This is a genomic window from Kribbella kalugense, assembly GCF_004365875.1.
GTDB classification, from domain to species: domain Bacteria; phylum Actinomycetota; class Actinomycetes; order Propionibacteriales; family Kribbellaceae; genus Kribbella; species Kribbella kalugense.
Window position 1 is genome coordinate 322,683 of the sequence record NZ_SODF01000004.1, and the last position, 24,736, is coordinate 347,418.

At 68.7% G+C, this 24,736-nt stretch carries 23 protein-coding genes, 1 pseudogene and 1 riboswitch; of the genes and pseudogenes, 14 read left to right on the top strand and 10 right to left on the bottom strand.

Going from position 1 to position 24,736, the window contains the following annotated elements; genetic code table 11:
- Positions 1 to 45 precede the first annotated feature (45 nt).
- Both EV650_RS38820 and EV650_RS38825 read right to left on the bottom strand, forming a co-directional pair.
- Positions 46 to 516, bottom strand: a complete 471-nt coding sequence (locus tag EV650_RS38820; protein WP_134124230.1) for a pyridoxamine 5'-phosphate oxidase family protein — start codon at positions 514 to 516, stop codon at positions 46 to 48.
- Positions 516 to 1,103 carry a dihydrofolate reductase family protein gene (locus EV650_RS38825; RefSeq protein ID WP_134124231.1) on the bottom strand — a complete coding sequence of 196 codons (588 nt, stop codon included), beginning with the start codon at positions 1,101 to 1,103 and terminating at the stop codon, positions 516 to 518. Before EV650_RS38825 ends, EV650_RS38820 begins: the two co-directional genes overlap by 1 nt.
- Positions 1,104 to 1,209: 106 nt before the next feature.
- Between EV650_RS38825 and EV650_RS38830 the strand changes: the two genes are divergently transcribed.
- The 5 genes from EV650_RS38830 to ligA all read left to right on the top strand — a co-directional run bounded on the left by EV650_RS38830 (position 1,210) and on the right by ligA (position 9,377).
- Positions 1,210 to 3,795, top strand: a complete 2,586-nt coding sequence (locus tag EV650_RS38830; protein ID WP_166678428.1) for an ATP-binding protein — start codon at positions 1,210 to 1,212, stop codon at positions 3,793 to 3,795.
- Positions 3,796 to 3,833: 38 nt separating this feature from the next.
- Positions 3,834 to 5,036: a cysteine desulfurase family protein gene (locus tag EV650_RS38835; protein WP_134124233.1), complete on the top strand. Its 1,203-nt coding sequence runs from the start codon at positions 3,834 to 3,836 to the stop codon at positions 5,034 to 5,036.
- Complete coding sequence (gene mnmA / locus EV650_RS38840; RefSeq protein ID WP_134124234.1) at positions 5,036 to 6,124, top strand: tRNA 2-thiouridine(34) synthase MnmA; 1,089 nt, start codon at positions 5,036 to 5,038, stop codon at positions 6,122 to 6,124. Before EV650_RS38835 ends, mnmA begins: the two co-directional genes overlap by 1 nt.
- Positions 6,125 to 6,242: 118 nt before the next feature.
- A complete protein-coding gene (locus EV650_RS38845) occupies positions 6,243 to 7,220 on the top strand; it encodes a uroporphyrinogen decarboxylase/cobalamine-independent methonine synthase family protein (RefSeq protein ID WP_134124235.1) in 978 nt (325 codons plus the stop codon).
- A gap of 51 nt (positions 7,221 to 7,271) precedes the next feature.
- Positions 7,272 to 9,377 (top strand): NAD-dependent DNA ligase LigA, encoded by a 2,106-nt coding sequence (gene ligA / locus EV650_RS38850; protein WP_134124236.1) that lies wholly within the window; start codon positions 7,272 to 7,274, stop codon positions 9,375 to 9,377.
- A 74-nt stretch (positions 9,378 to 9,451) separates the two neighbouring features.
- Here ligA and EV650_RS41270 read toward each other — a convergent pair whose 3' ends face one another.
- Positions 9,452 to 9,952: a hypothetical protein gene (locus EV650_RS41270; RefSeq protein ID WP_238174759.1), complete on the bottom strand. Its 501-nt coding sequence runs from the start codon at positions 9,950 to 9,952 to the stop codon at positions 9,452 to 9,454.
- A 111-nt stretch (positions 9,953 to 10,063) separates the two neighbouring features.
- On the opposite strand from EV650_RS41270, the gene EV650_RS41275 reads away from it, so the two are divergent.
- Together EV650_RS41275 and EV650_RS38860 are read left to right on the top strand one after the other, a co-directional pair.
- Entirely contained in the window at positions 10,064 to 11,038 is a 975-nt protein-coding gene (locus EV650_RS41275) for a hypothetical protein (protein WP_238174760.1), read from the top strand.
- 22 nt (positions 11,039 to 11,060) lie between these two features.
- A complete protein-coding gene (locus EV650_RS38860; protein WP_134124238.1) occupies positions 11,061 to 11,285 on the top strand; it encodes a hypothetical protein in 225 nt (74 codons plus the stop codon).
- Positions 11,286 to 11,343: 58 nt separating this feature from the next.
- Here EV650_RS38860 and EV650_RS38865 read toward each other — a convergent pair whose 3' ends face one another.
- A complete protein-coding gene (locus EV650_RS38865) occupies positions 11,344 to 11,988 on the bottom strand; it encodes an amino acid-binding protein (protein WP_134124239.1) in 645 nt (214 codons plus the stop codon).
- Between the two features lie 223 nt (positions 11,989 to 12,211).
- Between EV650_RS38865 and gatC the strand changes: the two genes are divergently transcribed.
- The 3 genes from gatC to gatB are packed head-to-tail and all read left to right on the top strand — an operon-like array spanning position 12,212 to position 15,523.
- Positions 12,212 to 12,508 carry an Asp-tRNA(Asn)/Glu-tRNA(Gln) amidotransferase subunit GatC gene (gatC, locus tag EV650_RS38870; RefSeq protein WP_130448975.1) on the top strand — a complete coding sequence of 99 codons (297 nt, stop codon included), beginning with the start codon at positions 12,212 to 12,214 and terminating at the stop codon, positions 12,506 to 12,508.
- Between the two features lies 1 nt (position 12,509).
- Complete coding sequence (gene gatA, locus EV650_RS38875) at positions 12,510 to 14,015, top strand: Asp-tRNA(Asn)/Glu-tRNA(Gln) amidotransferase subunit GatA (RefSeq protein ID WP_134124240.1); 1,506 nt, start codon at positions 12,510 to 12,512, stop codon at positions 14,013 to 14,015.
- Positions 14,012 to 15,523 (top strand): Asp-tRNA(Asn)/Glu-tRNA(Gln) amidotransferase subunit GatB, encoded by a 1,512-nt coding sequence (gatB, locus tag EV650_RS38880; protein WP_134124241.1) that lies wholly within the window; start codon positions 14,012 to 14,014, stop codon positions 15,521 to 15,523. Before gatA ends, gatB begins: the two co-directional genes overlap by 4 nt.
- A gap of 106 nt (positions 15,524 to 15,629) precedes the next feature.
- On the opposite strand, the gene EV650_RS38885 is transcribed toward gatB, so the two are convergent.
- From EV650_RS38885 to EV650_RS38900, 4 genes are all read right to left on the bottom strand, one after another.
- Positions 15,630 to 16,094 (bottom strand): hypothetical protein, encoded by a 465-nt coding sequence (locus tag EV650_RS38885; RefSeq protein WP_134124242.1) that lies wholly within the window; start codon positions 16,092 to 16,094, stop codon positions 15,630 to 15,632.
- A gap of 122 nt (positions 16,095 to 16,216) precedes the next feature.
- Complete coding sequence (locus EV650_RS38890) at positions 16,217 to 17,308, bottom strand: PQQ-dependent sugar dehydrogenase (protein WP_439648840.1); 1,092 nt, start codon at positions 17,306 to 17,308, stop codon at positions 16,217 to 16,219.
- Positions 17,309 to 17,363: 55 nt separating this feature from the next.
- Complete coding sequence (locus EV650_RS38895) at positions 17,364 to 18,650, bottom strand: SAM-dependent methyltransferase (protein ID WP_134124244.1); 1,287 nt, start codon at positions 18,648 to 18,650, stop codon at positions 17,364 to 17,366.
- Entirely contained in the window at positions 18,647 to 20,026 is a 1,380-nt protein-coding gene (locus EV650_RS38900; protein ID WP_134124245.1) for an FAD-binding oxidoreductase, read from the bottom strand. The genes EV650_RS38895 and EV650_RS38900 overlap by 4 nt, the downstream gene beginning before the upstream one ends.
- A 54-nt stretch (positions 20,027 to 20,080) precedes the next feature.
- Here EV650_RS38900 and EV650_RS38905 point away from each other — a divergent pair, with 54 nt between their 5' ends.
- The 4 genes from EV650_RS38905 to EV650_RS38920 are packed head-to-tail and all read left to right on the top strand — an operon-like array spanning position 20,081 to position 22,953.
- Positions 20,081 to 21,010 (top strand): 2-hydroxyacid dehydrogenase, encoded by a 930-nt coding sequence (locus tag EV650_RS38905; RefSeq protein ID WP_134124246.1) that lies wholly within the window; start codon positions 20,081 to 20,083, stop codon positions 21,008 to 21,010.
- A gap of 10 nt (positions 21,011 to 21,020) precedes the next feature.
- A complete protein-coding gene (locus tag EV650_RS38910; protein WP_134124247.1) occupies positions 21,021 to 22,115 on the top strand; it encodes a WD40/YVTN/BNR-like repeat-containing protein in 1,095 nt (364 codons plus the stop codon).
- The gene (locus tag EV650_RS38915) at positions 22,112 to 22,375 is read left to right on the top strand and encodes a MoaD/ThiS family protein (protein ID WP_134124248.1); all 264 of its coding nucleotides are present in this window, start codon (positions 22,112 to 22,114) and stop codon (positions 22,373 to 22,375) included. The genes EV650_RS38910 and EV650_RS38915 overlap by 4 nt, the downstream gene beginning before the upstream one ends.
- A 44-nt stretch (positions 22,376 to 22,419) precedes the next feature.
- Complete coding sequence (locus tag EV650_RS38920; RefSeq protein ID WP_134124249.1) at positions 22,420 to 22,953, top strand: phosphotransferase-like protein; 534 nt, start codon at positions 22,420 to 22,422, stop codon at positions 22,951 to 22,953.
- Here EV650_RS38920 and EV650_RS38925 read toward each other — a convergent pair.
- Both EV650_RS38925 and EV650_RS38930 read right to left on the bottom strand, forming a co-directional pair.
- Positions 22,943 to 23,875 (bottom strand): annotated as a pseudogene (locus EV650_RS38925) (5-aminoimidazole-4-carboxamide ribonucleotide transformylase); the annotation flags it as partial. The gene EV650_RS38920 and the pseudogene EV650_RS38925 sit on opposite strands and share 11 nt — an antisense overlap.
- Positions 23,873 to 23,949: riboswitch (ZMP/ZTP riboswitch) on the bottom strand. (Overlaps the previous pseudogene by 3 nt.)
- A complete protein-coding gene (locus tag EV650_RS38930; RefSeq protein ID WP_134124251.1) occupies positions 23,947 to 24,663 on the bottom strand; it encodes a class I SAM-dependent methyltransferase in 717 nt (238 codons plus the stop codon). It overlaps the preceding riboswitch by 3 nt.
- Positions 24,664 to 24,736: the final 73 nt, after the last annotated feature.

Here is a 24,736-nt window from a genome sequence, read left to right on the forward strand (position 1 = left end):
GGTGCACAACGGGCAGATCGGTTTTCGTCCGGTTGGACGAAGCAGTCAGATCCAGACCGGTCGCCGCGAGTCGAGTCCGGTGCCGTAGTCGGGGTCGCTGCCCCGGACCAGCAGCCAGTGGGCGGTAGGACGGGCTCGGTAGAGACGCAGGTCCGTGCGGAGCTCGTCTGCCGTGTAGCTGCGCAGTTCTGGGTAGCGGGAGGCGAAGAGGGTGGCGGACTGCTCCAGCTCGTCGTCGGGAACCAGTTCGGCGTGCGCGCGGAAGTAGACGGCCGACGCGCCGCCGATCCGCACGCTTGAGTCGAAGATGGCGATGCTGACAGCAGGCCGGTCGGTGAGGTTGCGCGAGTGCACTGCATCCGGCGAAGACGCCCAGTAGAACGCCTTGTGCCCGTCCGGGGTGAAGTAGACCGGCGTCACCCAGGGCAGCCCGTCGGCGTCGACGGTACCGAGGGTCAGGTACTTGTTGGCTTCGATGACCACTGCTGCGCGCTGGTCGAGGATCTCCTGTGTCATCACTGCTCCACGCTGTACGTCAGGTGCGTTGCGTTCGGTGTACTCACGGTCTCTCGCGGGACGAGCCGGAACGGAGTCAGCGTGGTCCGCTCGAACAGCGGAGTCCCGTCCCCGAGCACGATCGGCGCCACGTGGAGCCGCAGCTCGTCCACCAGGCCGGCGTACAGATACTGGCGGCACAGGTTCCCGCCGCCCATGATCATCACGTCGCGTTCACCTGCTGCGTCCTGAGCGAGCTTGAGCGCTGCGGCGATCCCGTCCGGCACGAACTCGAACCAGCCGTCCAGCCGCACCCGGCTCGGCCGGTGCGACGTGACCACGAAGATCCCCGGCCGCTCGCCGCTGAACCCGTCCGCACTCCAGCCGTGCGGCCCGTCGATGACGTCGAACGTCCGCCGTCCCATCAGCACGGCGCCGATGTTGGTGTTCGTCCGCGCCAGCGCCTCGCGGTCGGCGTCGGTCTGCTCGCCGGTGATCCAGTCGTGCAGCGGCTCGCCGCCGATCCCGAGTCCGAACGCGACGTCCGCGCCCGGCCCGGTGACGAACCCGTCGAGCGACACCGAGATGTCCAGCAGTACCTGTCCCATGGCCTTCTCCCATCAACGAAGTTTGTGCCTCCAGCCTCGGCTCGGTCAGCACGGAAAGTCCTCCGTGCTGACCACGGAAGGACCACGGATCCCGCATGATGGGCCAATGGCTGCTCCGAAGGACGTGTCGGCTCGGGAGGCCGAAGTACTCACGGCACTAGCTGGTGACCGCTCGAACGCCCAGATCGCCCGCCGGCTCCAGATCAGCGTCCGGACGGTCGAGAGCCACATCTCGTCCCTGCTGCGCAAGTACGGCGTCGCTGACCGGCATGAGCTCGCAGCCCTGGCCGACTCGCAACCGGAAGGCTTCAGCACGCCCACTGGTCCGGGTACGACGTTTGTCGGCCGTGAGCAGGACCGGGCAGACCTGACCCGAGCACTGGGTAGCAACCGGCTGGTCAGCCTCCTCGGACCCGGAGGAGTCGGCAAGACTCGCCTGGCGCTCCACACCGCCGCCGAGGTCGCCGACAACTACCCGTACGGCGGTGCTGTCGTCGATCTGGTGCCGGTGCGGCCCGGCTTCGTCGTCGCTGCTGTCGCTGAAGCACTCCAGCTCACTGAGCAGCCACCGCAGACGCTGACGGACGCAGTACTCGAGAAACTCAGGCGCGGCCGGACGCTGCTTGTCCTGGACAACTGCGAGCACCTGCTGGACGACGTGGCCGGTCTGGTCGCCCGCATCCTCACTGAGGCGACGGAAACCGCAGTACTAGTGACCAGTCGTGAACGACTCGGTGTGGCGGGGGAGCGGCCTGTGCAGCTCGGGCCGCTGCCGTTGGGTGTCGAGGCGGAGCAGCTATTTCGCGACCGGGCTGCACTGGTCGCGCCGGAGTTGGCGGACGACACCAAGCTCGCGGAGAAGGTGTGCGCTGAGCTGGACGGCGTACCGCTGGCGATCGAGCTTGCTGCGGCTCGGGCTGGGTCACTGGGACCGGATGGTCTGCTGGCGGCACTTGATGACCGGCTGCGGCTGCTGTCTGGGGGACGTGGGCCGAACGAGCGGCACAACTCGTTGGCTCGGGTGATTGGCTGGAGTTACAACCTGCTGGATGAGGACGAGCGGCGGTTGTTTCGGCGGCTTGGAGTGTTCGTCGGTGGGTTTGACCTGGCTGCGGCTGCTGGTGTGACGCCTGCGAGTTCGAAAAGCGAGCTGAGTGACCTCCTGGGTCGGCTGACCGACAAGAGCCTGCTGCACCGCAGCCAACTTGCTGGGACCAGCCGCTGGCGGATGCTCGAGACGGTCCGGGCCTACGCGCTGGACGAGCTCAGTGCTGAGTACGACGAGGTCGCTGCGCTGCACGTGGCTTGGGCTGAGGCGATTGCGGAGGACCTGGGGGAGCGGCTCGAAGCAGGTCAGGAGTGGCAGACCGAGTTCGATCAGGTGACACCGGATCTGCGCGCTGCCGTCAGTGGTCCGAAGGTTGCGCACGGCCTTGTTCGCCGGGTGGCGCATCTGACGTTTGCGCGGAAACGGTTCGTTGAGGCGCGTGAGCACTACCTGACGGCTGCGGCGAACGCTGCCGACGCCGCGGAGCGGTACGACGACCTGCGTGACGCGGCGGATGCGGCCATGGTCGTTGCGGAGGGCGACGAGGCGTACCAGTTGATGATGCGGGCTGCGGGTGATGGCAATCAGGACGCGGCGGCGTATGCGGTCACCATTCTCAACCGCTATGAGATGACCCGTACGGCCGCGGTCCCGGCGGACAGGGGCGCCAGTCTGCTTGCTGTGGGTGGCGACAGCGTTCCAGTGCTTGTGGCTCGGGCCTGGGCCGCGCGGTTCGACATTCCGGCGGCGGAAAGGGCTGTCGAGGCCGCGCGGCAGGCGGACGCGACGCTGGAGCTGATGAGTGCGCTCGACGCGTATGGGACGGCGGTTGGCGCGGCTGGTCGCTTTCGGGATGCGAACGCGGCCGCGCAGGAGCGGCTGGCTTTGGCGGCGACTCTGCCGGAGCATGACCCGCGTGCGGTGGCTGAGATCGTGGATGCGTTCCACGCCGGATCTACTGCTGCCATCGCTGCTGGTGAGCTGAACGAGGCGGTCCGGCTGGCGCTGCTGACCGATGATCCGGTGCACGGGCACCCGTACATCACTGCGCCGCGGAAGGTCCGGGCCTTCGCGCTCTGCGGCCGGCTCGACGAGGCGGTACAGGCGGCCGAGCTGATGTGGAACGGCTGGCGCGCGGCCGGGTGCCCGCCGCGGGCCTGGATGGCATCGGCCGCGGCAACCGCAGCCCTGGCCCACGGACTCCTCGGCACCGGCCTGGACGCACTCTGGCAGCACCGGGCCCTGGAGATCGCCCAGGTGAACGACGCAACCGACGACCCAGGCCTGGCCGCCCCAGCCGCCTTCGTAGACGCCCGCCTAGCCATCCACCACCACGACACCGCCGTACCTACGGCTGCGGTCGCCGGTCTGGTGGAGCGCGCGCTGGCCGAGTTTCCGGAGCCGTGGTGGGTTCCGTATGCGCGGGCCGCCGGTGCTGAGTTGGCCGTTGTGGCGGGCCTCCCGGACGCCGCGCAGTACGTCGAGAGCGCGGTCACAGAGAACGCCTGGGCGGACGCCGTACTCCTCCGCGCCACCGGCCGACTCCACGGGGACCAGGACGCGCTGGCGGAGGCTGCGGCCCGGTTTGGGCGGATCGGGGCCGCGTTCGAGCAGGCTCACACGCTCCGCCTGCTGACCGGATGAGCGGGAACATCCGCGGCGGACATACTCTTGAAACCGATATGACTGCTTCCGAGCGCCAAACGGTGTACCTGGACCACGCGGCGACGACGCCGATGCTCCCGGACGCGATCGAGGCGATGACCTATCACCTCGCGCGGACCGGCAACGCGTCGTCCCTGCACGGGTCTGGCCGGTGCGCCCGGCGTACGGTCGAGGAATCCCGCGAAACCATCGCCGCGGCGCTGGGAGCCCAGCCGAGTGAGGTGGTGTTCACCTCCGGCGGCACCGAGGCGGACAACCTCGCGCTCAAGGGCCTGTGGTGGTCCCGCCTGGCCGAGGACCCACGCCGGCGCCGGATCCTGCTGAGCGGCATCGAGCACCACGCCGTCCTCGACCCGGCCATCTGGCTCGGTCAGCACGAGCACGCCGAGATCGAGTGGCTTCCGGTCGACGAGCTCGGGCGGGTGCGTCCGGACGACGTACGCCGGGCTATCGAGAGCGACCCGGAGTCCGTGTCGTTCATCACGCTGATGATGGCCAACAACGAGGTCGGGACGCTCCAGCCGATCCGTGAGGTCGCCGAGCTCGCCCAGCAGTACGGCGTACCTGTGCACACCGACGCGGTCCAGGCGATCGGACAGGTGCCGGTGGACTTCAGTGAGCTCGGTGTGGACGCGATGACGGTGTCCGCGCACAAGATCGGCGGTCCGTACGGGATCGGTGCGCTCGTCGTCCACAAGGAGACGAAGCTGACGCCGATCCTGCACGGCGGGGGACAGGAGCGCGACGTCCGGTCCGGCACGCTGGACACCCCTGCGACCGCTGGTTTCGCGGTGGCGGTGGAGCACGCGATCAAGCACCAGGCCGACGAGGCGCGCCGGCTCACCGAGCTACGGGACGCGCTGATCGACGGCATCACCAGCACGGTCGAGGGCGCGCAGTTGTCGGGCGACCCGGTCGGCCGCTTGCCCGGTAACGCACACTTGTCCTTCAGCGACTGCGAGGGCGACTCGCTGTTGCTGCTGCTCGACGCACGCGGCATCGAGGTCTCGACCGGGTCCGCGTGCAACGCCGGCGTCGCCGAGCCGAGTCATGTGCTGCTGGCGATGGGGTACGACGACCAGCGGGCCCGCGGCTCGCTCCGGTTCACCCTCGGGCACACGAGTACGCGCGCCGACATCGACGCCGTACTGGAGAACATCGGGCCGGTCGTGGAGCGGGCGAAGTCCGCCGGCCTGCAGAACGTGGGAAGGAACAGCTGATGCGGGTACTCGCAGCCATGTCCGGCGGAGTGGACTCCGCGGTCGCGGCGGTGCGGATGGCCGAGGCCGGGCACGACGTGACCGGAGTGCACCTGGCCCTGAGCCGGAACCCGCAGTCGTACCGCAGCGGCGCCCGCGGCTGCTGCACGATCGAGGACTCCCGCGACGCCCGCCGGGCCGCGGACGTGATCGGCATCCCGTTCTACGTCTGGGATCTGGCCGAGCGGTTCCATGCGGACGTGGTCGAGGACTTCGTCGCGGAGTACGCCGCCGGCCGGACGCCGAACCCGTGTCTGCGGTGCAACGAGAAGGTCAAGTTCAGCGCCGTACTGGAGCGGGCGCTCGCGCTCGGTTTCGACGCGGTCGCGACCGGTCACTACGCGCGGATCGTGGACACCGCCGATGGGCGTGAACTCCACCGGGCAGTCGACCCGGCGAAGGACCAGTCCTACGTTCTCGGCGTTCTCACCCAGCAGCAGCTCGCGCACGCGTTCTTCCCGCTTGGCGACACGGTCAAGACCGAGGTCCGGGCGGAGGCCGAGCGGCGCGGGCTGTCGGTGGCGGCCAAGCCGGACAGCCACGACATCTGCTTCATTGCCGACGGCAACACCGAAGGGTTCCTCAGCGCGCAGCTCGGCGAGGCGCCCGGTGACATCGTCGATGCGCAGGGCAACAAGCTCGGCGAGCACCACGGCACCCACGGCTTCACCATCGGCCAGCGCAAGGGCCTGCGGATCGGTACGCCGGCCGCCGACGGCAAGCCGCGCTTCGTGCTGGACATCTCGCCGGTGGACCGGACCGTCACGGTCGGCTCCCGCGAGGAGCTGGCCGTCTCGCACCTGACCGCGTCCAAGCCCCGCTGGTGCGGCCCGGCGCCGACCCAGGAACTGCAGGCCAAGGCCCAGCTCCGCGCCCACGGCGAGGAGGTCGCGGTCACGGCCCGCCTCGACGACGACCAGGTCGAGGTCAGCTTCGACCAGCCGACCTCCGCGGTCGCACCCGGCCAGGCAGTAGTGCTGTACGACGGAACGCGGGTGATCGGGTCCGCCACCATCGACACCGTTCAGCGCGTAACTGCTGGCGTATGACGGTGCTTTTGGCCGGGCCTTCGGCGCCGGCAGGGTCATGGGGCTGTGACTCCCGGCCTTCCCTCGTCGCTCTGGTCGCTTCGCTCCCGCCGCTCCTCAGTCCAGGCCGGGAGGCCCCATGACCACTACTGGTCTGGGATCACTACCCGGGGACGACATTCGCGAGTGGACGAAGGTGCTGCTCGAGGCGGTCGACATCCCGTTTCTCGCTGAGCTTCCGGCGCGGCCGTACGGCGACATGCTCAGCCGGGCGATCGCCGTACTGACTGAACTGGCCGCGGACCTGCAGCCGGCCGGATGGCGGCTCACCGGTGGGAGTGATCCGCGGGCGAGCATGGACCAGCGGCGGGCGCGGTCCCTGCTCGCCGAGGATCTCGACGTACTCGAAGAGCTGGCGGACGGCTACACCGGGCCGCTCAAGCTGCAGCTCACCGGTCCGTGGACGCTGGCGGCCACGGTCGAGCTTCCGCGCGGTGACAAGATCCTGGCCGACCACGGCGCCCGCCGCGACCTGGCCGAGGCGCTGGCGTTGGGTCTGTCGGATCACGTCGCCGAGGTACGACGTCGCGTGCCGGGCGCGGACCTCGTCGTACAACTGGATGAGCCGGCCCTCCCCGCCGTACTCGCCGGAGCCATCCCGACGGCATCCGGTTGGAGCAAGCACCGCTCGGTCGACGGTCCCGGTGCGGTTGAGCTGTTGAGTCTGGTGACCACGACAGCACCCACAGTGATCCACTGCTGTGCCGCCCGCCCGCCCATCGAGGTCTTCACCAAAGCCGGCGCCACCGGAGTCGCAGTGGACGTCTCGCTCCTGACCGAGCCTGGCTGGGAACAGATCGCGATCGCGGTAGAAGCTGGCACCACCCTCTACGCAGGTCTGGTCCCCACGACGGGCGCCCTGCCGAATCCCGAGCAGGCCGCGGACCCCCTGATCCGTCGTTGGCGAGAGCTCGGTCTCGATCCCGAGCTGCTCAAGCAGGTAGTCATCACGCCGGCCTGCGGTCTGGCCGCCTCTCCGTCACCGTCCGACGCCAAAGCGCGCCTGGACCTCCTCCGCCGGGTAGTCGATGCCGTCGGCGAAGGCGCAGACGCCTGATCCTCAGGCGACGTGCGGAAAAACGTCGGTGGGCGGCTGTAGGTTTTGTCCATGAGTACGGAGGAGAACGCTGCGCCGCCTGAGGTGCGGGAGCGGCATGCGGACCTGAGCAAGGAGATCGACGACCACCGGGCGCGGTACTACCTGGCCAACCCGATCATCTCGGACGCGGACTTCGACGTGCTGATGCACGAGCTGGAGGGTCTCGAGGAGCAGTACCCCGAGCTTCGGACTCCGGACTCGCCCACCCAGAAGGTCGGCATACCGATCTCCACGCTGTTCACGCCCGTCCAGCACCCGATGCGGATGGAGAGCCTGGGCAACGCGTTCTCGGCCGAGCAGATGGAGGCCTGGGCCAAGCGGCTGGAGCGCGAGGTCACGCTCCAGCAGATCCACGACAGCGGGTTCATCTGCGAGCTCAAGGTCGACGGCCTCGCCCTCGACCTCGTCTACGAGAACGGCAAGCTGGTCACCGGCGCTACCCGCGGCGACGGCCGCACCGGCGAGGACGTCACGCCGAACGTCCGCACCATCAAAAGCATCCCGAACGAGCTGAAGGGCAAGGACCTCCCGTCCTTCCTGGAGGTCCGCGGCGAGGTCTACTTCCGGGTCGAGGACTTCGAGGAGCTGAACGCGCAGCTTGTCGAGGCCGGCAAGGACGTCTTCTCCAACCCGCGCAACAGCGCGGCTGGATCGCTGCGGCAGAAGGATCCGCGGGTCTCGGCCAACCGCCCGCTGCGGTTCGTCGTGCACGGCCTCGGCAAGGTCGAGGGCCACCACATCGGCCGGCTCTCCGAGGCGTACGAGCAGTTGAAGGCCTGGGGCCTGCCGGTCAGCGACCGCGCCCGCCGGGTCGGCACGCTCGACGAGGTCAACGAATTCATCGCGTACTACGGCGAGAACCGGCACTCAGTCGACCACGAGATCGACGGCGTCGTGGTCAAGGTCGACGAGGTCGACCTGCAGCGCGCCCTCGGGTCGACCTCGAGCGCCCCGCGCTGGGCGATCGCGTACAAGTACCCGCCGGAAGAGGTCAACACCAAGCTGATCGAGATCGAGGTGAACGTCGGCCGCACCGGTCGGGTCACTCCTTTCGCGCACATGGAGCCGGTCCGGGTGGCCGGGTCCACGGTCGAGTACGCGACGCTGCACAACGCCAAGGAGGTCGCCCGCAAGGACGTTCGCCCGGGCGACACCGTCGTACTGCGCAAGGCCGGTGACGTGATCCCCGAGGTCCTGGGGCCCGTGGTTGACCTGCGTCCGAAGGGCCTGCCTGCTTGGGAGATGCCGACCCGGTGTCCGTGGTGCGACACCGTGCTGGCGCCGGCCAAGGAGTCCGACGTCGACATCCGCTGCCCGAATTCGCAGTACTGCCAGGGGCAGTTGCGGGAGCGGCTGTTCTATCTGGCCGGGCGGTCGGCGTTCGACATCGAGGGTCTCGGGTTCAAGGCGGCCGACGCGCTGATCCGCGGCGGGCTGATCGCCGACGAGGGCGATCTGTTCGCGCTGACCGAGGAGAAGCTGGCCGAGAGCGACTTCTTCACCACCAAGGCCGGCGCCCTGTCGGCGAACGCGCGCAAGCTAGTGGCCAACCTCGAGGAGGCCAAGGCCAAGCCGTTGTCGCGGGCAATGGTCGCGCTGTCGATCCGGCACGTCGGCCCGACCGCGGCCGCCGCGCTGACCGAGGTGTTCGACAACATCGACGACATCCGGGCCGCGAGCGAGGAGCAGCTGGCCGAGATCGAGGGCGTCGGGCCGACCATCGCGCAGGCGATGATCGAGTGGTTCCAGGTGCCGTGGCACCAGGCGATCGTGGACAAGTGGCAGGCGTCCGGCGTGGTGATGCGCGAGGAGCGCACCGGCCCGGAGTTCCCGCAGACCCTGGTTGGGCTGTCCGTTGTGGTGACCGGGACCGTCGAGGGGTTCAGCCGGGACGAGGCGACCGAGGCGATCGTGGGGCGCGGCGGGAAGGTCGCGAGTTCGGTGTCGAAGAAGACGTCGTTCGTGGTCGTTGGCGACTCGCCGGGATCGAAGTACGACAAGGCTGTGCAGCTCGGCGTACCGATCCTGGACGCGGCCGGCTTCGAGGTCCTGCTGGCTGACGGCGCCGAGGCTGCGGCCGCGGTTGCGACCACCCCGTCAAGCGACGGCGACTGACGATTTGCCGAGGTACGGATCCGGCGGCTGGGCTGAGCCGTCGGACTGTTAACTTTGCACGTCGATACGTGGGTTCATAAGGAGCAGATATGACGACGCCGCCGCAGGGACCATGGGGTCCTGGGCAGCCGGGGGGCCAGCCAGGCGGGCAGCACGGGGGACAGGGCGGCCAGCCGCCACAGCAGGGTCAGCCACCGCAGGGCGGGCAGCCGCCTCAGCAGGGTGGTCAGCCGCAGGGCGGGCAACCGCATCCAGGCGGGCAGCAGCCGCCGCAGCAGGGTGGTTGGGGACAGCAGCCTCCCGGCCAGGGCGGCGGATGGGGCCCAGGCCCGCAGCAGCCGCAGGGTCCGCACGGTCAGCCTCCTCAGGGACAGCCGCCGCACGGTCAGCCGCCTCAGCAGGGTGGTTGGGGTCCGCAGCCGGGGCGTCCGCAGCCGGGCCAGCCTGGGCAGCCTGGTCAGGCGCCGCAGGGTGGTTGGGGGCAGCCTCCGCAGCAGGGGGGTCCGTACCAGCAGCAGTCGTGGGGTCAGCGCACCCAGACCCAGCAGCCCGGTCAGCAGCAGGGCGGTTGGCACCAGCAGCGGGGTGGACAGCCCGGGCCGCAGTGGCCGGGTGGTCCAGGTGGTCCAGGTGGTCCGCGCAGCTCCAAGGGCCCGTTCGGCATCAGCAAGGACAAGCTGCCGTTCGTGATCGGCGGCGGTGTGATCGGCATCGTGGTGATCGCGCTGCTGGTCTTCCTCGGCATCCACCAGTTCGGCGGTGACGACACCCCCGAGTCGAACCCGACCACCACCGAGCAGCCGACCGGCAAACCGTCCGAGGGCGGCGGCCAGAACGGCGAGCTCGGCAACGCGACCGGTCAGGCCAAGGCGGCGACCGAGAAGCTGCAGGGCAACGGTTTCGGCTGCAGCGACCTGTTCAACACCGGCCAGGGCGCACACCGCGGCTGCTTCAAGTACGAGGACAACGCGCAGGCCGAGGCGGTCTTCCAGTTCAAGCCGGACGGCACGATCATCGCGATCCGGTTCGAGTCGATGAACGACGACAACAACAACAATGCGGCGGTCGTTTTCGACCAGGTGCTGCAGGCGGTCGGCAACGACACGTTCGGCGGCGATCAGGTGAAGAAGATCCAGGACGCGGTCAAGTCCGGCCAGAAGTCGCAGACCGTGGACACCAGCTGGGGCGAGTTCGAGCTACAGAACGACGGTGACTCCTACGAGCTGTCCGGCGGGAAGTCCGGCGAGGACTCCCTCGACGTACCGCCGAAGACCTTCGAGACCACCAAGCCGCAGATGCTCGCGGCATTGAAGGCCAAGCAGTACGTGTGCACGAGCTCCTGCACCAAGGAGATCGGCAAGTACGGCCAGCAGCGGGTGTACTTCTACGCCAGCGACGGCGAAGGCATCAAGGACATCCAGGTCAGCGCCTCCGGCGACGCCGCGGATGTGAAGAAGGCGCTGCCGACCGCACTGAACGACGCGTTCGGCGTACTCAAGAGCGGCGATATCGGGGCGCTGAAGTCGTACATCCAGGCGCACAGTGACGGGAAGTCGTACGCTTCATATGTCGCCGGTTGGCGGGTCGAGATCAGAGGGAACAGCTCGGACAGCTACTCCTCGCAACAGGTCGAGATCACGTACGAGTCGTTCTACGTCTGAGCAGGTCGGGTACGGAGGCTGGATGAAGATCCCCCGGGAGAAGCGGGAGCCGCGCACGGTGGTCAGTCCGCCGCCCGAGGCTGGTCGGCGTGTCGACGGTGGTGGGGCCTGGGGTCCCACCCAGTTCGACCTCCCGGACAAGAACGGCAGCAACAGCCAGGCGATCCTGATCGTCGCCCTGGTCGGCGTCGTGGTCCTGCTGATCATCGCCGCCCTCTGGGTGCTGGCCTACTTCCAGTTCACCTGACCCAGAAGCAAGGCCCCCGCTCGGTCATCGAGCGGGGGCCTTGCTGCGTCTGGAACCGTCAGGCGGTGGCGCGGATGGTGACGGCGAGGGAGGCCAGGTAGGAGAGCCGGGCTACCTCGGAGCCGAGGAACTCGGGCCCGCCGCGGCGGCCGATGACGAGGACCCGGCGGTCGGACTCGAGCGGAGCGGCGACGAGCACCGATTCCGAGAGGCCCTTGTGGTCCGGGGCTTCCAGCGTCGTTGCCTTCTGCATCGGGAGCCAGGCGCCGGCCACGTCGCCGAACTCCGGCGTCGCGCTCGTCTCCAGCGCGACCTTCACCTCACTGCCGGTGCCGTCGAGCAGCGCGGCCCAGTCGGCGTGCAGCACGGCCGGCGACTGCTCGACCAGGATGTCGATCGCGTCCGCAGGAGCCGACGTCATCTGCTCGACCGCTTCGAGGTCCATGTGCAGGCCGCCGCCGGCGCCGTACCGCGAGAACCAGATGACCTCGACGTCGGGTACGCCGTTGCACGCGGAGACCAGGCGGTCGGGCAGCACGCCAGGTGGCAGGTCGACCACGATGTCGTCGACAGCGGTGCCGTTCTCGCGCCGGTGCTCGACGATCTCGATCGCGTGGATGTCGGCGGACACCTCACCGAGGGCAGTTGCCACGATGCCCAGCGAACCGGGCCGGTCCGGGATGATCAAGCGCAGCAAGAACACCGAACGATCATCTCCCAGCCGATCACCATGCGTGTAACGCCCTGTCGCGGCCCATGTTACAGAGCGGTAGGCGAAGACACGCGCGCCCATCTCATCGAACTGTTGTCCACAGCTTCGGGGGACGAGGAAACTTCGCTGTCATATCGCCCCCTAAGATGGCCTGGGTAACACCGAGAACCTCTCTGTGTTGCACCTCCAGTTACTGCACTCATTGGATCAGTTCATGCCATCGATTACCCGCGAAGAGGTTGCGCACCTGGCGCGACTGGCGCGGATCGAGCTCTCCGACGACGAGCTCGACCACCTTGCGCCGCAGCTCGACCAGATCATCGGACTGGTCGGGCAGGTCAGCCAGGTGGCGGCGGACGACATCCCGCCGACCTCGCACGCCCTGCCCCTGACCAACGTGATGCGCGCGGACGAGAACGTCCCGTGCCTCACGCCCGAGCAGGCGCTCTCCGGCGCGCCGGCCCAGGAGGAGCAGCGCTTCCGGGTGCCGCGGATCCTGGAGGAGGACTGACATGAGCGACCTCACCAGGAAGACCGCGGCCGAGCTCGCGGAGCTGATGACATCCGGGCAGGCCAGCTCGGTGGAGATCACCCAGGCCCACCTCGACCGGATCGCCGCTGTCGACGGCGACGTACATGCGTTCCTGCACGTGGACACCGAAGGCGCGCTGGCCCAGGCCAAGGCGGTCGACGAGAAGCGGACGGCGGGGCAGCAGCTGTCCCCGCTGGCCGGCGTACCGCTGGCGCTGAAGGATGTGCTCACCCAGGAGGGTGTGCCGACCACGGCCGGCTCGAAGATCCTCGAGGGCTGGAAGCCGCCGTACGACTCGACTGTCGTGCAGCGGCTGAAGGCGGCCGGGATCGTCATCCTCGGCAAGACCAACATGGACGAGTTCGCGATGGGCTCCTCCACCGAGAACTCGGCGTACGGCACCACGCACAACCCGTGGGACCTGGCCCGGATCCCGGGTGGCTCCGGCGGCGGTTCGTCCGCGGCCATCTCGGCGTACGAGGCGCCGCTCGCGATCGGCACCGACACCGGCGGCTCGATCCGGCAGCCGGGTGCGTTCACCGGGACGGTCGGCGTCAAGCCGACCTACGGCGGGACCTCGCGGTACGGGCTGATCGCGCTGGCGTCGTCGCTGGACACGCCTGGTCCGTGTGCGCGGACGACCCTCGACGCGGCCCTGCTGCACGAGGCGATCGCCGGCTACGACCCGATGGACTCGACCTCGATCAACCAACCGGTCCCGGCCGTTGTCGAGGCCGCGCGCAACGGTGACGTCGCCGGTCTGCGGATCGGCGTGGTGAAGGAGCTCGGCGGCGAGGGGTACCAGCCGGGTGTCGAGGCGCGCTTCCACGAGGCGGTCGAGCTGCTGACCAAGCTCGGCGCCGAGGTGGTCGAGGTCTCCTGCCCGCACTTCGAGTACGCGCTGCCGGCGTACTACCTGATCCTGCCGAGCGAGGCCTCGTCCAACCTGGCCAAGTTCGACGCCATGCGGTACGGGCTGCGCGTCGGCGACGACGGCACGAACAGCGCGGAGAAGGTGACGAGCCTGACCCGCGAGGCCGGCTTCGGTGCCGAGGTGAAGCGACGCATCATCCTCGGCACGCACGCGCTGTCGAGCGGGTATTACGACGCGTACTACGGCCAGGCGCAGAAGGTGCGGACGCTGATCGCCCGTGACTTCGCCAAGGCCTACGAGCAGGTCGACGTACTGGTCTCGCCGGCCACGCCGACGACCGCGTTCGCGATCGGCGACCGGATCGACGACCCGATCGCCATGTACAAGAACGATCTCTGCACGATCCCGTCCAACCTGGCCGGTAACGCGGCCGCGTCGTTCCCGTGCGGCCTGGCCGACGAGGACGGTATGCCGGTCGGCTTCCACGTGATGGCGCCGGTGATGCGCGACGACCTGTGCTACCAGGTCGGTGCCGCGCTGGAGAGCGCGTTGGCTGAGCAGTGGGGCGGCGTGCTGATGACCAAGGCTCCGGAACTTGAGGTGACCCGATGACACCCTCTTTGAATGATGCTGCAGTTGTCGAGATATCCGACGCGTTGGCGCAGTACGACCCGGTGATGGGCCTCGAGGTCCACGTCGAGCTGAACACCAAGTCGAAGATGTTCTGCGGCTGCCCGACCGAGTTCGGCGCGCCGCCGAACAGCCAGACCTGCCCGGTCTGCCTCGGTCTGCCCGGCGCGCTGCCGGTGGTGAATCGGCGCGGCGTCGAGTCGGCGATCAAGATCGGCCTGGCGCTGAACTGCGAGATCGCCGAGTGGTGCCGGTTCGCCCGGAAGAACTACTTCTACCCGGACATGCCGAAGAACTTCCAGACCTCGCAGTACGACGAGCCGATCGCGTTCAACGGCTGGACCGAGGTCGTCGTCGACGGCGAGACGTACCGGATCGAGATCGAGCGCGCGCACATGGAGGAGGACACCGGCAAGTCCACCCACATCGGTGGCGCGACCGGCCGGATCCACGGCGCCTCGCACTCGCTGGTCGACTACAACCGGGCCGGCATCCCGCTGATCGAGATCGTCACCAAGACGATCGAGGTCCCGGGGGACAAGGCTGCCGCGGTCGCGCGGGCGTACGTGAGCATGTTGCGCGACCTGCTGTTCGCGCTCGGGGTGTCCGACGTGCGGATGGACCAGGGTTCGCTGCGCTGCGACGCCAACGTGTCGCTGAAGCCGCGGGGTTCGTCGACGCTGGGCACGCGGACCGAGACCAAGAACGTGAACTCGTTCCGCTCGGTCGAGCGTGCGGTGACGTACGAGATCACCCGGCAGGCAGCGGTGCTGAACTCAGGCGGCAAGGTTCTCCAGGAGACCCGGCACTGGCACGAGGACACCGGCATCACCACCTCCGGCCGGGAGAAGTCCGACGCCGACGACTACCGGTACTTCCCCGAGCCCGACCTGGTCCCGGTCGCGCCGTCGCGCGAGTGGGTCGAGGAGCTGCGGGCGACGCTGCCCGAGGCACCCCCGGTACGGCGGGCTCGGCTGCAGAAGGAGTGGGGTTTCACCGATCTCGAGATGCGCGACGTCATCAACGGCAACGCGCTGGAGCCGATCGTGGCGACGGTCGAGCTCGGTGTTCCTGCGGCCGCCGCGAAGAAGTGGTGGCTGGGTGAGCTGGCCCGGGCCGCGAACGAGTCCGGTCAGGACCTGGACGCGCTCGGTGTCGGTCCGGCCGAGGTCGCCGAGGTGCAGAAGCTGGTCGACGAGGGTTCGCTGAACGACAAGCTCGCGCGGCAGGTGTTCGAGGGTCTGCTCGCCGGTGAAGGTACGCCGGCCGAGATCATCGAGAAGCGCGGCCTGGCCCTGGTGTCCGACGACTCGGCCCTGCTCGACGCCATCGACCGAGCGATCGCCGCCAACCCCGACGTCGTCGAAAAGGTCAACTCCGGCAAACCAGCCGCCGCCGGCGCCCTCATCGGCGCCGTCATGAAAGACATGCGAGGCCAGGCTGACGCCGCCAAGGTCCGCCAACTCCTCAACGAAAAGCTAGGCATCTAACGTCGCGCGAACCGGCCGTCTCAGGGGTCAACCCCTGAGACGGCCGGTTGGCACCCGAGATTCTCGGTCCGCAACCGACCAGCTGAGGGGTTGACCCCTCAGACGGTCAGGCGGCGTCTTTGTGCTCCGCTGTGGGTTGTGGTGCGAGGCGGCCGTCGTCTGGGGCGGTGGTGTTTGCGAGGAGGGTTTGGGCGACGGCTAGCTCGTCGGCCGGGCAGCGGACCTCGTAGCGGGTCGGGAGGGTTTCGGTGGTTACTGCTTCGGGGCGGTTGTGGACGAGGCCGCGGAACAGACCCCAGAGTGCTCCGACCAGTACGCCGTACACGAAGCCCCAGACCACGACCGCGAGGCCGGTCAGGGTGGTCTCGGCGACCAGGGTGATGAAGACGGCCGCGAGTACGCCGAGCAGCGCACCCTGCAGCGCGCCGACCGCGGTCAGCCTCACGACCGGGACGGCCCTGCGTCTGCTTGCCTGTCGGAGCCCGGCGCCGACGACCTCCAGTCTCGCCGCGTCCATCCCGTAACTTCTCAGGTACTCGACCGTCCGCTGAGCATCGTCGAACCTGCTCACCGTTGCGATCACACTGCTGGGGACGCCAGACGTCTGGCCGGTCGGCATACCGATCTCCTCCTCGAGTCGCGGGGCTTACTCCACAAGTACCAGACGACCCCAAGGCTGAAACGGTTGACGGATCAGGATGTGCTCAGTGTCACGCGAAGAATGCGGTCGTCACCGTCGCGCGCGTCCCCTCGGCCGTCGGTGTTCGACGTCGTCACCCACAACGAACCGTCCGGCGCGACCTCCACTGTGCGCAAACGCCCGTATTTATTGGTGAAGAACGCCTGCGGCTCACCGACTCGCTTGCCTCCGGCAACTGGTATCGCCCACAGCCGCTGGCCGCGCAACGACGCCATGAAGATGTACCCCCGCGCGAACGCGATCCCCGACGGCGACGCGTCGGTCGTGTGCCACTGCGCGATCGGATCCGTCATCCCGTCCAGCTGACTAATGCCTTCGGCGGCCGGCCAGCCGTAGTTCGAGCCGGGGGTGATCACGTTCAGCTCGTCCCAGGTGTTCTGCCCGAACTCCGCGGCGTACAGCTGGCTGCCGTCGAACGCGAGCCCCTGGACGTTGCGGTGCCCCTTGGTGATCCACACCCGGCCGTCCGGGTTCCCGGGCGCGGCCTTCCCGTCGGTGGTGATCCGCAGGATCTTCCCGCCCAGCGAGTTGTCATCCTGCGAGTTCGGCCGATCCGAGCCGTCCCCGGTCCCGGCGTACAGATAGCCGTCCGGCCCGAACCGCAGCCGGCCGCCATTGTGGATCGCCGCCTCCGGGATCCCGTCGAGAATCACCTGCTGGTCGGACAGCTTCCCGTCCTGATAGGTGATCCGCGCGATCCGGTTGTCCTTCCCACTCGAGAAGTACGCATAGATGTACGGCTTCCCCGGATACCCCGGATCCACCGCCAGCCCCAGCAGCCCACCCTCGGACGAGGCGTTCACCCCGTCCACCGTCCCGACGTCCGAGACCTGCCCACCGGCAATCCGCTTGATCTTCCCCGCATCCCGCTCCGCCACCAACGCACTCTTGTCCGGCAAGAACGCAAGCCCCCAAGGCACCTCGATCCCGGTCGCCACAGTCGACGCCACCGTCAACTTCACCGCCCCAGCCGGCACCGCCGTACCCGAAGTAGCCGGCGCCGACCCAGAACTACTAGGCGTCGCCTCCGAACACCCCGCGACGAACGCCAACGCCGCAACCGCCACTGCCGCCCTACCGCGCACGCCCATCTCCTCCGTTAGCCCTGCTTACTTACTACACCGCGGGGCAACGAATGGTTCAGCTCATCCAGGTTGGGCGGAGGGGGAAGTGGGCGTTGGCTTCGTCGTCCAGCTTTACGGCGAGGAATTGGTGGAGTTGGGTGTTGTTGCGTTCGAAGCCGACTCGGCAGGCGGCCAGGTAGAGGCCCCAGATCTTGGCGATCGGGTGGCCTACTTCGGCGACGGCCTCGTCCCAGTGGGCGACGAGGTTGTCGGACCAGGCCGCGAGGGTGAGGGCGTAGTGCTCGCGGAGGTTCTCCTCGTGGCGGACCTCGAAGCCGGCGTCCTGGGCCTCGGCGATGATGCGGCCGGAGCCGATCAGTTCGCCGTCGGGGAAGATGTAGCGGTCGATGAAGGCGCCGGTGTGCCGGAAGCGGTTGTCCGGACGGGTGATGCTGTGGTTGAGCAGCCGGCCGCCGGGCTTGAGGCGGTCGAGCAGGAACCCGAAGTACGACGGGTAGTTGCGGACGCCGATGTGCTCGGTCAGGCCGATCGAGCTGATCGCGTCGAAGTCGCGCTCGGGTACGTCGCGGTAGTCCAGGAACCGCACCTCGGCCCGGTCCTCCAACCCCTCGCGCTTGATCGCTGCCGAAGCCCACTCCGCCTGCTCCGCCGACAACGTGACGCCCAGCGCGGTCACGCCGTACTCGCGGGCCGCGTGCCGGACCATGCCGCCCCAGCCGCAGCCGACGTCGAGCAGCCGCATCCCCGGCTTGAGGTCGAGCTTCCGCGCGACCAGGTCGTACTTCTCGAACTGCGCCTGCTCCAGCGAGGCATCGGCGGTCGGATAAACCGCGCAGGTGTACGTCATCGACGGCCCGAGCACCCACTCGTAGAACGTGTTCGACACGTCGTAGTGGTGGTGGATCGCGGCCTTGTCCCGTGACTTCGAGTGCCGCAGCCCCTCGAACGTGCGACGCCATTTCGGCAGGTGCTCCTGCGGCGGCGGAGGCGGCGGCTTGAGGTGACTCCAGCCGAGCCCGCGGACGATCCGCAGCGCCTCCGCGGTCGTCGGCCGCTCGAAGTGCACCTGGTTGAGCATCATCCGCATCAGGTCGTACGGGTTGCCCTCGTGGATGCCGGTGATCTCCAGGTCACCCATCACGTACGCGCGGACCAGGCCGAGATCGCCGGGCGCGGTGAGTACGTAGGACAGACCACGTTCGGAGGCAAGATGCATGTGGATCGGCGAGTCCTCCGGGCCGGTCGCGCTGCCGTCGTACGCCGTGAACCGGAACGGCAGGCCGTTCGGGGTCACTGTCGTGAGTGCGTCTGCGATCGAAACCTGGGTCGCGAGCGTCGTCATCGGCGCGTCACCGCCTTTTCGTAGAGCCCGGTGAGCCGGGCGTTCGGGTCGTACCGTTTCTTCACCTCGGCGAGGGCCGGGACGTTGTAGAGCCGGTCGAAGGTGTCTCGGTCGTAGTAGGCGTCGGAGTACAGCGACTTGTGGCCGCCGAAGTCGGTCACGGCCGTCTCGATGTGCCGGTTCACGTCGCCGTCCTCGGCGCCGGGAGCGATCGGCACGGTGCCCCAGAAGCCCACGTTCACATAGGTCTCGCCAGGCGCGAGCGGGTACAGCGGCCAGGCGGTCGAGCCGCGCAGCCGCAACGGGCACAGCCACACCGGCCGCATCCCGACATGCGCGTCGAACCAGCGTAGGAACCCGCCGAGCCGGCTGACCGGGATCTCCACGTCCTGGACGACGCGCTCACGATCCGGCTGACCGCGCCGCCGGTTGAGACGGGCCGCGAGCTGGTGCCGGTTCTCGAAGCCGACGATCTTGTGGAACACGTCGCTACGGCGCCAGCGCTTCGGCCACAACCGGCGTACCACTGGCTGCTGTGCGCCGAAGGCGGCCGAGCACCAGAACCAGTCGGTGTCCCAGCGCCACAGGTAGTCGTGCGCGGTGAGGAAGTCCTGCTGCCGGTTCTGGATCGAGCGGTAGTAGATCTGCTGACCGGTGTAGTCACTGGTCCGGACCGCGGCGTCACTGTTGCGGCCGAGGGTCAGGTAGGCCTCCGTCGGGCTGAACGCGACCCCGTCGACGAAGTGCACCGGCTCCCCGTTGTACGTGCCACCGGCAACGATCTCGTTGATCGCCGGCGCCAGCTCGTCCAGGCCGAGACGGACGTGGCGGAGGGCGACGTACGGCGAGATCTTGTCGAGCTCGATCCGCAGCCGGGTCGCGTACCCGAGGGTGCCGTACGAGTTCGGGAACATCCGGAACAGGTCCGCGTGCTCGCCGTCGGGAGTCGCGGTGACCAGCTCACCGGAGCCGGTGAGGATGTCGAGCTCGAGCACCGACTCGTGCGGCAGGCCGGCCCGGAACGACGACGACTCGATGCCGAGCCCGGTCACGGCGCCGCCGAGCGTGATCGTCTTGAGCTGCGGCACGACCATCGGGGTCAGCCCGTGCGGGAGCGTCGCCGCGACCAGGTCCTCGTACGTGCACATGCCCTGTACGTCGGCCGTCCGCGCGACCGGGTCCACGCTGATCACGCCGGTGAGCTTCGACACGTCCAGGCCCGGGCGGTCGAGGTCGGCCCGTGGGCGGAAGAGGTTCGAACTGCGCTTCGCCAGCCGGACGGGTTCGCCTGGCGGGATCTGCTCGTACGACTCCCGCAGTCGCCCGACTGCCTGATCGTGTGCGAGCGTCGCCGCTAGATCCGATGTCGAAGGCACCGATCCAGAGTACGACGACGCACCGCTTCCGGCACGGGATAGTAGGTTCGTCACATGGCTGACGTGAAGGCTTGGCTGCCGTGGGAAGATCCGGACGCTTTCCTCGGAGGGCTGCCCAAGGGGACCGACGTGGAGTTCTACTCCGGCGGTGAGCGGCCGGCGTCGATCGACGAGGTCGAGTTCTACGTGCCGAGCTACATGGGCGGCGGCGACGTGTTCGACGTCGTCCGCGAGATGCCGGCGCTGAAGGTCGTGCAGCTGCAGACGGCCGGGTTCGAGCACGTCCAGTCGCGACTCACCGAGGGCGTGACCTTGTGCAACGCCCGCGGGGTGCACGACGCGTCGACGGCGGAGCTCGCGGTCGCCTTGATCCTGGCGTCGTACCGGCGGCTGCCGCGGGCCGTCCGCGATCAGGAGCGGGAGATCTGGCCGAGCTCGTACGACGAGGTCGACGACTCGCTCGCCGACCGGACGGTGCTGATCCTCGGATACGGCGCGATCGGCGAGGCGCTCGAACGTCGGCTGAGTGGTTTCGAGTGCGAGGTGATCCGGGTCGCGCGGCGGGCGCGCGACGGCGTACACCCGACTGCTGACCTGCCGGACTTGCTGCCACGCGCGGACGTCGTCGTAGTGCTGACTCCAGCCACGCCGGAGACCCGGGGGATGGTGGACGCCAAGTTCCTCGCGAGGATGAAGAACGGTGCGCTGCTGGTGAATGTCGCGCGCGGTGTCGTCGTCGACACGGACGCGCTGCTGACCGAGCTCGGCACGCGCCGGATCAGCGCCGCCCTCGACGTGACCGACCCCGAGCCGTTGCCCACCGGCCATCCACTGTGGTCAGCTCCGAACGTACTGATCAACCCTCATCGCGGCGGCGCGTCGACGGCCTTCGCGCCGCGGGTGGCCCGCCTGGTCCGCGCCCAACTGGAGCGCTACGCCACCGGCGAACCACTGATCAACGTAGTGGCAGGTCCACAACGCTAGGAGAACGACGATGTCCGAGGCCGTACTGCTGATCGGGACCAAGAAGGGGCTCTGGATCGGCCGGAGCGACGCTGCCCGTACGCAGTGGCGGCTGGACGGGCCGGTGCCGGAGTTCGAGATGCAGGGTGTGTACGCCGTCGGCATCGACACCCGTGGCGACCGGCCTCGCCTGTTCGTCGGCGGCACGAGTGAGCACTGGGGTCCGGCGGTGTTCCACTCCGACGACCTCGGCGCGACCTGGGCCGAGCCGCCGGAGGGCTCGCTCGGGTTCCCGGCCGACGCCGGGGCCTCACTCGAGCGGGTCTGGCAGATCCAGCCGGCCCCGGCCGGGCAGCCGGGCGTCGTGTACGCCGGGTCGCAGCCGTCCGCGCTCTGGAAGTCGACCGACGGGGGAGTGACCTTCGAGCTGGTCCGCGGACTGTGGGATCACCCGCATCGGACCGAGTGGGGTGCCGGATTCGGCGGGCAGGCCGTGCACACCGTGCTCCCGCACCCGACCGACGCCGAACAGGTCAGCGTGGCGATGTCGACCGGCGGCGTCTACCAGACGGCCGACGGCGGCACGACGTGGAAGCCGGCCAACCAGGGGATCCAGGCGACGTTCTTTCCCGACCCTTATCCCGAGTTCGGCCAGTGTGTCCACAAGCTGGCCGGGCATCCCGACGTACCCGAGCGGATGTTCGCGCAGAACCACCACGGCGTCTACCGCTCCGACGACGGCGGAGCAATCTGGAAGTCGATCGCGGACGGGCTGCCGTCGGACTTCGGGTTCCCGATCGTGGTGCACCCACACGAGCCCGCGACCGTGTACGTATTCCCGCTGATCGCGGACGGCAACCGGATCCCGACCGAGGCGAAGTGCCGGGTCTACCGGTCCCGGGACGCCGGCTCGACCTGGGAGCCGTTGTCCGCCGGGCTGCCCGACGTGTCCTACGTACCGGTCCTGCGGGACGCGATGACCACCGACACCGCGGACCCGGCCGGCGTGTACGTCGGCACCCGCGACGGCTGCGTCTACGCGAGCGCCGACGGCGGAGACAGCTGGGCCGAGGTCGCCCGCCACCTCCCCGACGTACTCACCGTGCGTGCCGCGGTGGTCGGATGATCGCTGTCCGCCTGCCAACCGTCCTCCGCCCGTTCGCTGCCGGCGCCGAACGGGTCGAGGTCGAAGGCACCACCGTTGCCGAGGCCTTCGCCGCGCTGGACCCACCGCTGCGCCGCCGCCTGACCGACGACCAGGGCGCCGTCCGCCGGCACGTCAACATCTACCTGGGCAACGACAACATCCGCGACCTCGACGGCCTGGACACGCCGGTCCAGGACGGCGACGAGCTCCTGATCCTCCCCAGCGTCGCCGGCGGCTGAAAAAGGCTGTAGTTCAAGGGCTCGGTTGGTTACCGTCGGGCGGCATGAGTGATGTGCTTCTGCTGACCGGGTCGTCCGGGTCAGGTAAGACGACCGTGGCCAGGCTGGTTGCCACCGACGCGGCGCGGCCGACGGTGCATGTGACGACCGACGAGTTCTATCGGGCGATCCGGACCGGCTTCATCGCGCCGTACCTGCCTGAGTCGGAGCGGCAGAACGAGGTGGTCGTCGACGCGATCATCGCGGCCGTTGGCGTCTACGCGCGCGGTGGGTACGACGTGGTGGTGGACGGGATCATCGGGCCGTGGTTTCTCCAGCCGTTTCGCGCAGCGGCCGGCGACTGGAAGATGTCGTACGTCGTCCTCCGGCCGGATCTTGCGACGACCCTCGAACGCGGGCAGGCACGCGGTGAAGGTGAGTTGACGGACGCGGAGGCGATCAACGGGTTGCATGGGGCGTTCGCGGACCTCGGGCCGCTCGAGCACCACGCGATCGACACGTCGTTGCTCGATCCCGCGGAGACGGCGGCCGAGGTCCGCAAAGCTGTTGCCTCGGGGGACTACTTGCTCAGTGTCTGAAGAGGCGTACGTCGGTTGGTGACCAGGTGATGCCGAGTTCGGCGCAGGCGGCGGCGACCTCGGGGGAGCGGATCGACCCTCCGGGCTCGGCGATGTGCGCGACGCCGTACCGGTGAGCCTCCTCGACGTTGTCCACGAAAGGCAAGGCGCCGTCGGAGACCATTGCGACGCCGGTCAGCGGTTCATCAGACCGGCGGGACCACCACAGCGCGGCCTTCTCGCCGGCCAGTCGGGTGCAGTCGACCCGCGACTGCTGGCCGGCGCCGATGCCGATCGCCATCCCGTCCTTCACCAGTACGACGGTGTTGGACTGGGTGTAGCGGGCGACGATCAACCCCAGCAGCAGGTCGCGGGCCGCGTCGTCCGGCACAGCCTCGTCGAGCAGCTCGCGGGTCAGCGGCAGCGCATCACGCTCCTGCGTCAACCGCAGTCCGTACAGCTCACGGACCTCGAGAGCAGGCGGCTCGAAGTCCGCATCAGCCTCCAGCACCAGGTACGTCCCGCGCTTCTTCGCCGCCAGGATCTCCACCACACCCTCGTCGTACCCAGGCGCGATGATCCCGTCCGACACCACCCGCTTCAGCACGCCGGCAAGCTCCAGGTCCACCGGATGCGAGACCGCCACGAAGTCGCCGTACGACGACTTCGGATCCGCATCCCGCGCTCGTCCATAAGCCTCGGTCACAGTCTCACCAAGAGCCGCACCGGCCGGCGACACATGCTTGTACGACGCAGCAGCCGGCGTACCGAACGTCCGCGCAGCTTCCAGCACCAACTGCCACCCAGTCAGCGCATCCAGCACATTGATGTACGACGGCGCGCCCGAAACCACCGTGAACGGGGCACGGTCGCCGAGCACTGTCATCGTCGCTGACTGATGCGGATTCATGCCATAACGCATCGGGACCTCCGAATCGATCGGAGGCGCCCAGGCGGACGACGCCTTGTTCTTCGCTCCCTGGTGGTGACCCACCTTCGCCAGTCGCGGTGCCCTCAGCCTACGACGGCGCGAAAGACCATCAGCCGCGAGCCCGCCGGCTCGCCGTGCCAGCCGCCGTCAACCGTCACGTCAGCGAAACCGGCGGCATCCAGGTCGGCCGTGATCTCCTCGGCGGAGCGGAAGTACAAGGTGTTGCGATAGACGGCATCGTGGCCGTCGGGGAAGACATTGTGCGCATCGAAGATGACCCGGCCGTCGGCGACCTCGATCAAGTCGAGCCACTCGCGAAGATGACCGGCCGGGGTGTCCCGTTCGCCGTACGTCGCCTCGCGGGTCCACTGCTCCCAGGCCCGAGCCGCCGGGTTGCGAGACTCGAAACTGATCACGCCGCCGGGCCGAAGCGCGCCGGCCAGTCGCTTGAAAACCTCGGCCTGGTTGTCGATGTGCATCAGCGTGTTGCCGCTGCTGATGACGAGGTCGGCGTCGCCGGCGGGCTCGACGGCGAGGAAGTCCCCGTCGATCCAGGTGACCGCGTCAGCACCCGGCTGACGACGCGCGTACCCGAGCATCGTCGGGCTCGGATCGACCCCGATCACCACTCGCCCAGGTGCGACCAGCGACCGCGTGAGCAGCCCGGTCCCGCAGCCGAAGTCCACCACCTTGCGAGCACCGTCGGCCAGTGCGCGGTAGTAGGCATGGTCGTCTCCGGCCGGGTTGTCCAGGTCGTACAACCCCACCAGCTGCTCGTCGCCGTACGGATCGTCAGTCATCAGCCGAATGCTAGGAGTGCCGTTGCACGAGGACAACGCAATAAGAAGCCGGTGCGGTCGGCGAGGACCGCAC

What these genes read in the sequence shown, in the direction of transcription:
- EV650_RS38820 (WP_134124230.1), bottom strand. Translation starts at nt 516, where the DNA reads ATGACACAGGAGATCCTCGACCAGCGCGCAGCAGTGGTCATCGAAGCC.
- EV650_RS38825 (WP_134124231.1), bottom strand. Translation starts at nt 1,103, where the DNA reads ATGGGACAGGTACTGCTGGACATCTCGGTGTCGCTCGACGGGTTCGTC.
- EV650_RS38830 (WP_166678428.1), top strand. Translation starts at nt 1,210, where the DNA reads ATGGCTGCTCCGAAGGACGTGTCGGCTCGGGAGGCCGAAGTACTCACG.
- EV650_RS38835 (WP_134124233.1), top strand. Translation starts at nt 3,834, where the DNA reads ATGACTGCTTCCGAGCGCCAAACGGTGTACCTGGACCACGCGGCGACG.
- mnmA (WP_134124234.1), top strand. Translation starts at nt 5,036, where the DNA reads ATGCGGGTACTCGCAGCCATGTCCGGCGGAGTGGACTCCGCGGTCGCG.
- EV650_RS38845 (WP_134124235.1), top strand. Translation starts at nt 6,243, where the DNA reads ATGACCACTACTGGTCTGGGATCACTACCCGGGGACGACATTCGCGAG.
- ligA (WP_134124236.1), top strand. Translation starts at nt 7,272, where the DNA reads ATGAGTACGGAGGAGAACGCTGCGCCGCCTGAGGTGCGGGAGCGGCAT.
- EV650_RS38860 (WP_134124238.1), top strand. Translation starts at nt 11,061, where the DNA reads ATGAAGATCCCCCGGGAGAAGCGGGAGCCGCGCACGGTGGTCAGTCCG.
- gatC (WP_130448975.1), top strand. Translation starts at nt 12,212, where the DNA reads ATGCCATCGATTACCCGCGAAGAGGTTGCGCACCTGGCGCGACTGGCG.
- gatA (WP_134124240.1), top strand. Translation starts at nt 12,510, where the DNA reads ATGAGCGACCTCACCAGGAAGACCGCGGCCGAGCTCGCGGAGCTGATG.
- gatB (WP_134124241.1), top strand. Translation starts at nt 14,012, where the DNA reads ATGACACCCTCTTTGAATGATGCTGCAGTTGTCGAGATATCCGACGCG.
- EV650_RS38895 (WP_134124244.1), bottom strand. Translation starts at nt 18,650, where the DNA reads ATGACGACGCTCGCGACCCAGGTTTCGATCGCAGACGCACTCACGACA.
- EV650_RS38905 (WP_134124246.1), top strand. Translation starts at nt 20,081, where the DNA reads ATGGCTGACGTGAAGGCTTGGCTGCCGTGGGAAGATCCGGACGCTTTC.
- EV650_RS38910 (WP_134124247.1), top strand. Translation starts at nt 21,021, where the DNA reads ATGTCCGAGGCCGTACTGCTGATCGGGACCAAGAAGGGGCTCTGGATC.
- EV650_RS38915 (WP_134124248.1), top strand. Translation starts at nt 22,112, where the DNA reads ATGATCGCTGTCCGCCTGCCAACCGTCCTCCGCCCGTTCGCTGCCGGC.
- EV650_RS38920 (WP_134124249.1), top strand. Translation starts at nt 22,420, where the DNA reads ATGAGTGATGTGCTTCTGCTGACCGGGTCGTCCGGGTCAGGTAAGACG.
- EV650_RS38930 (WP_134124251.1), bottom strand. Translation starts at nt 24,663, where the DNA reads ATGACTGACGATCCGTACGGCGACGAGCAGCTGGTGGGGTTGTACGAC.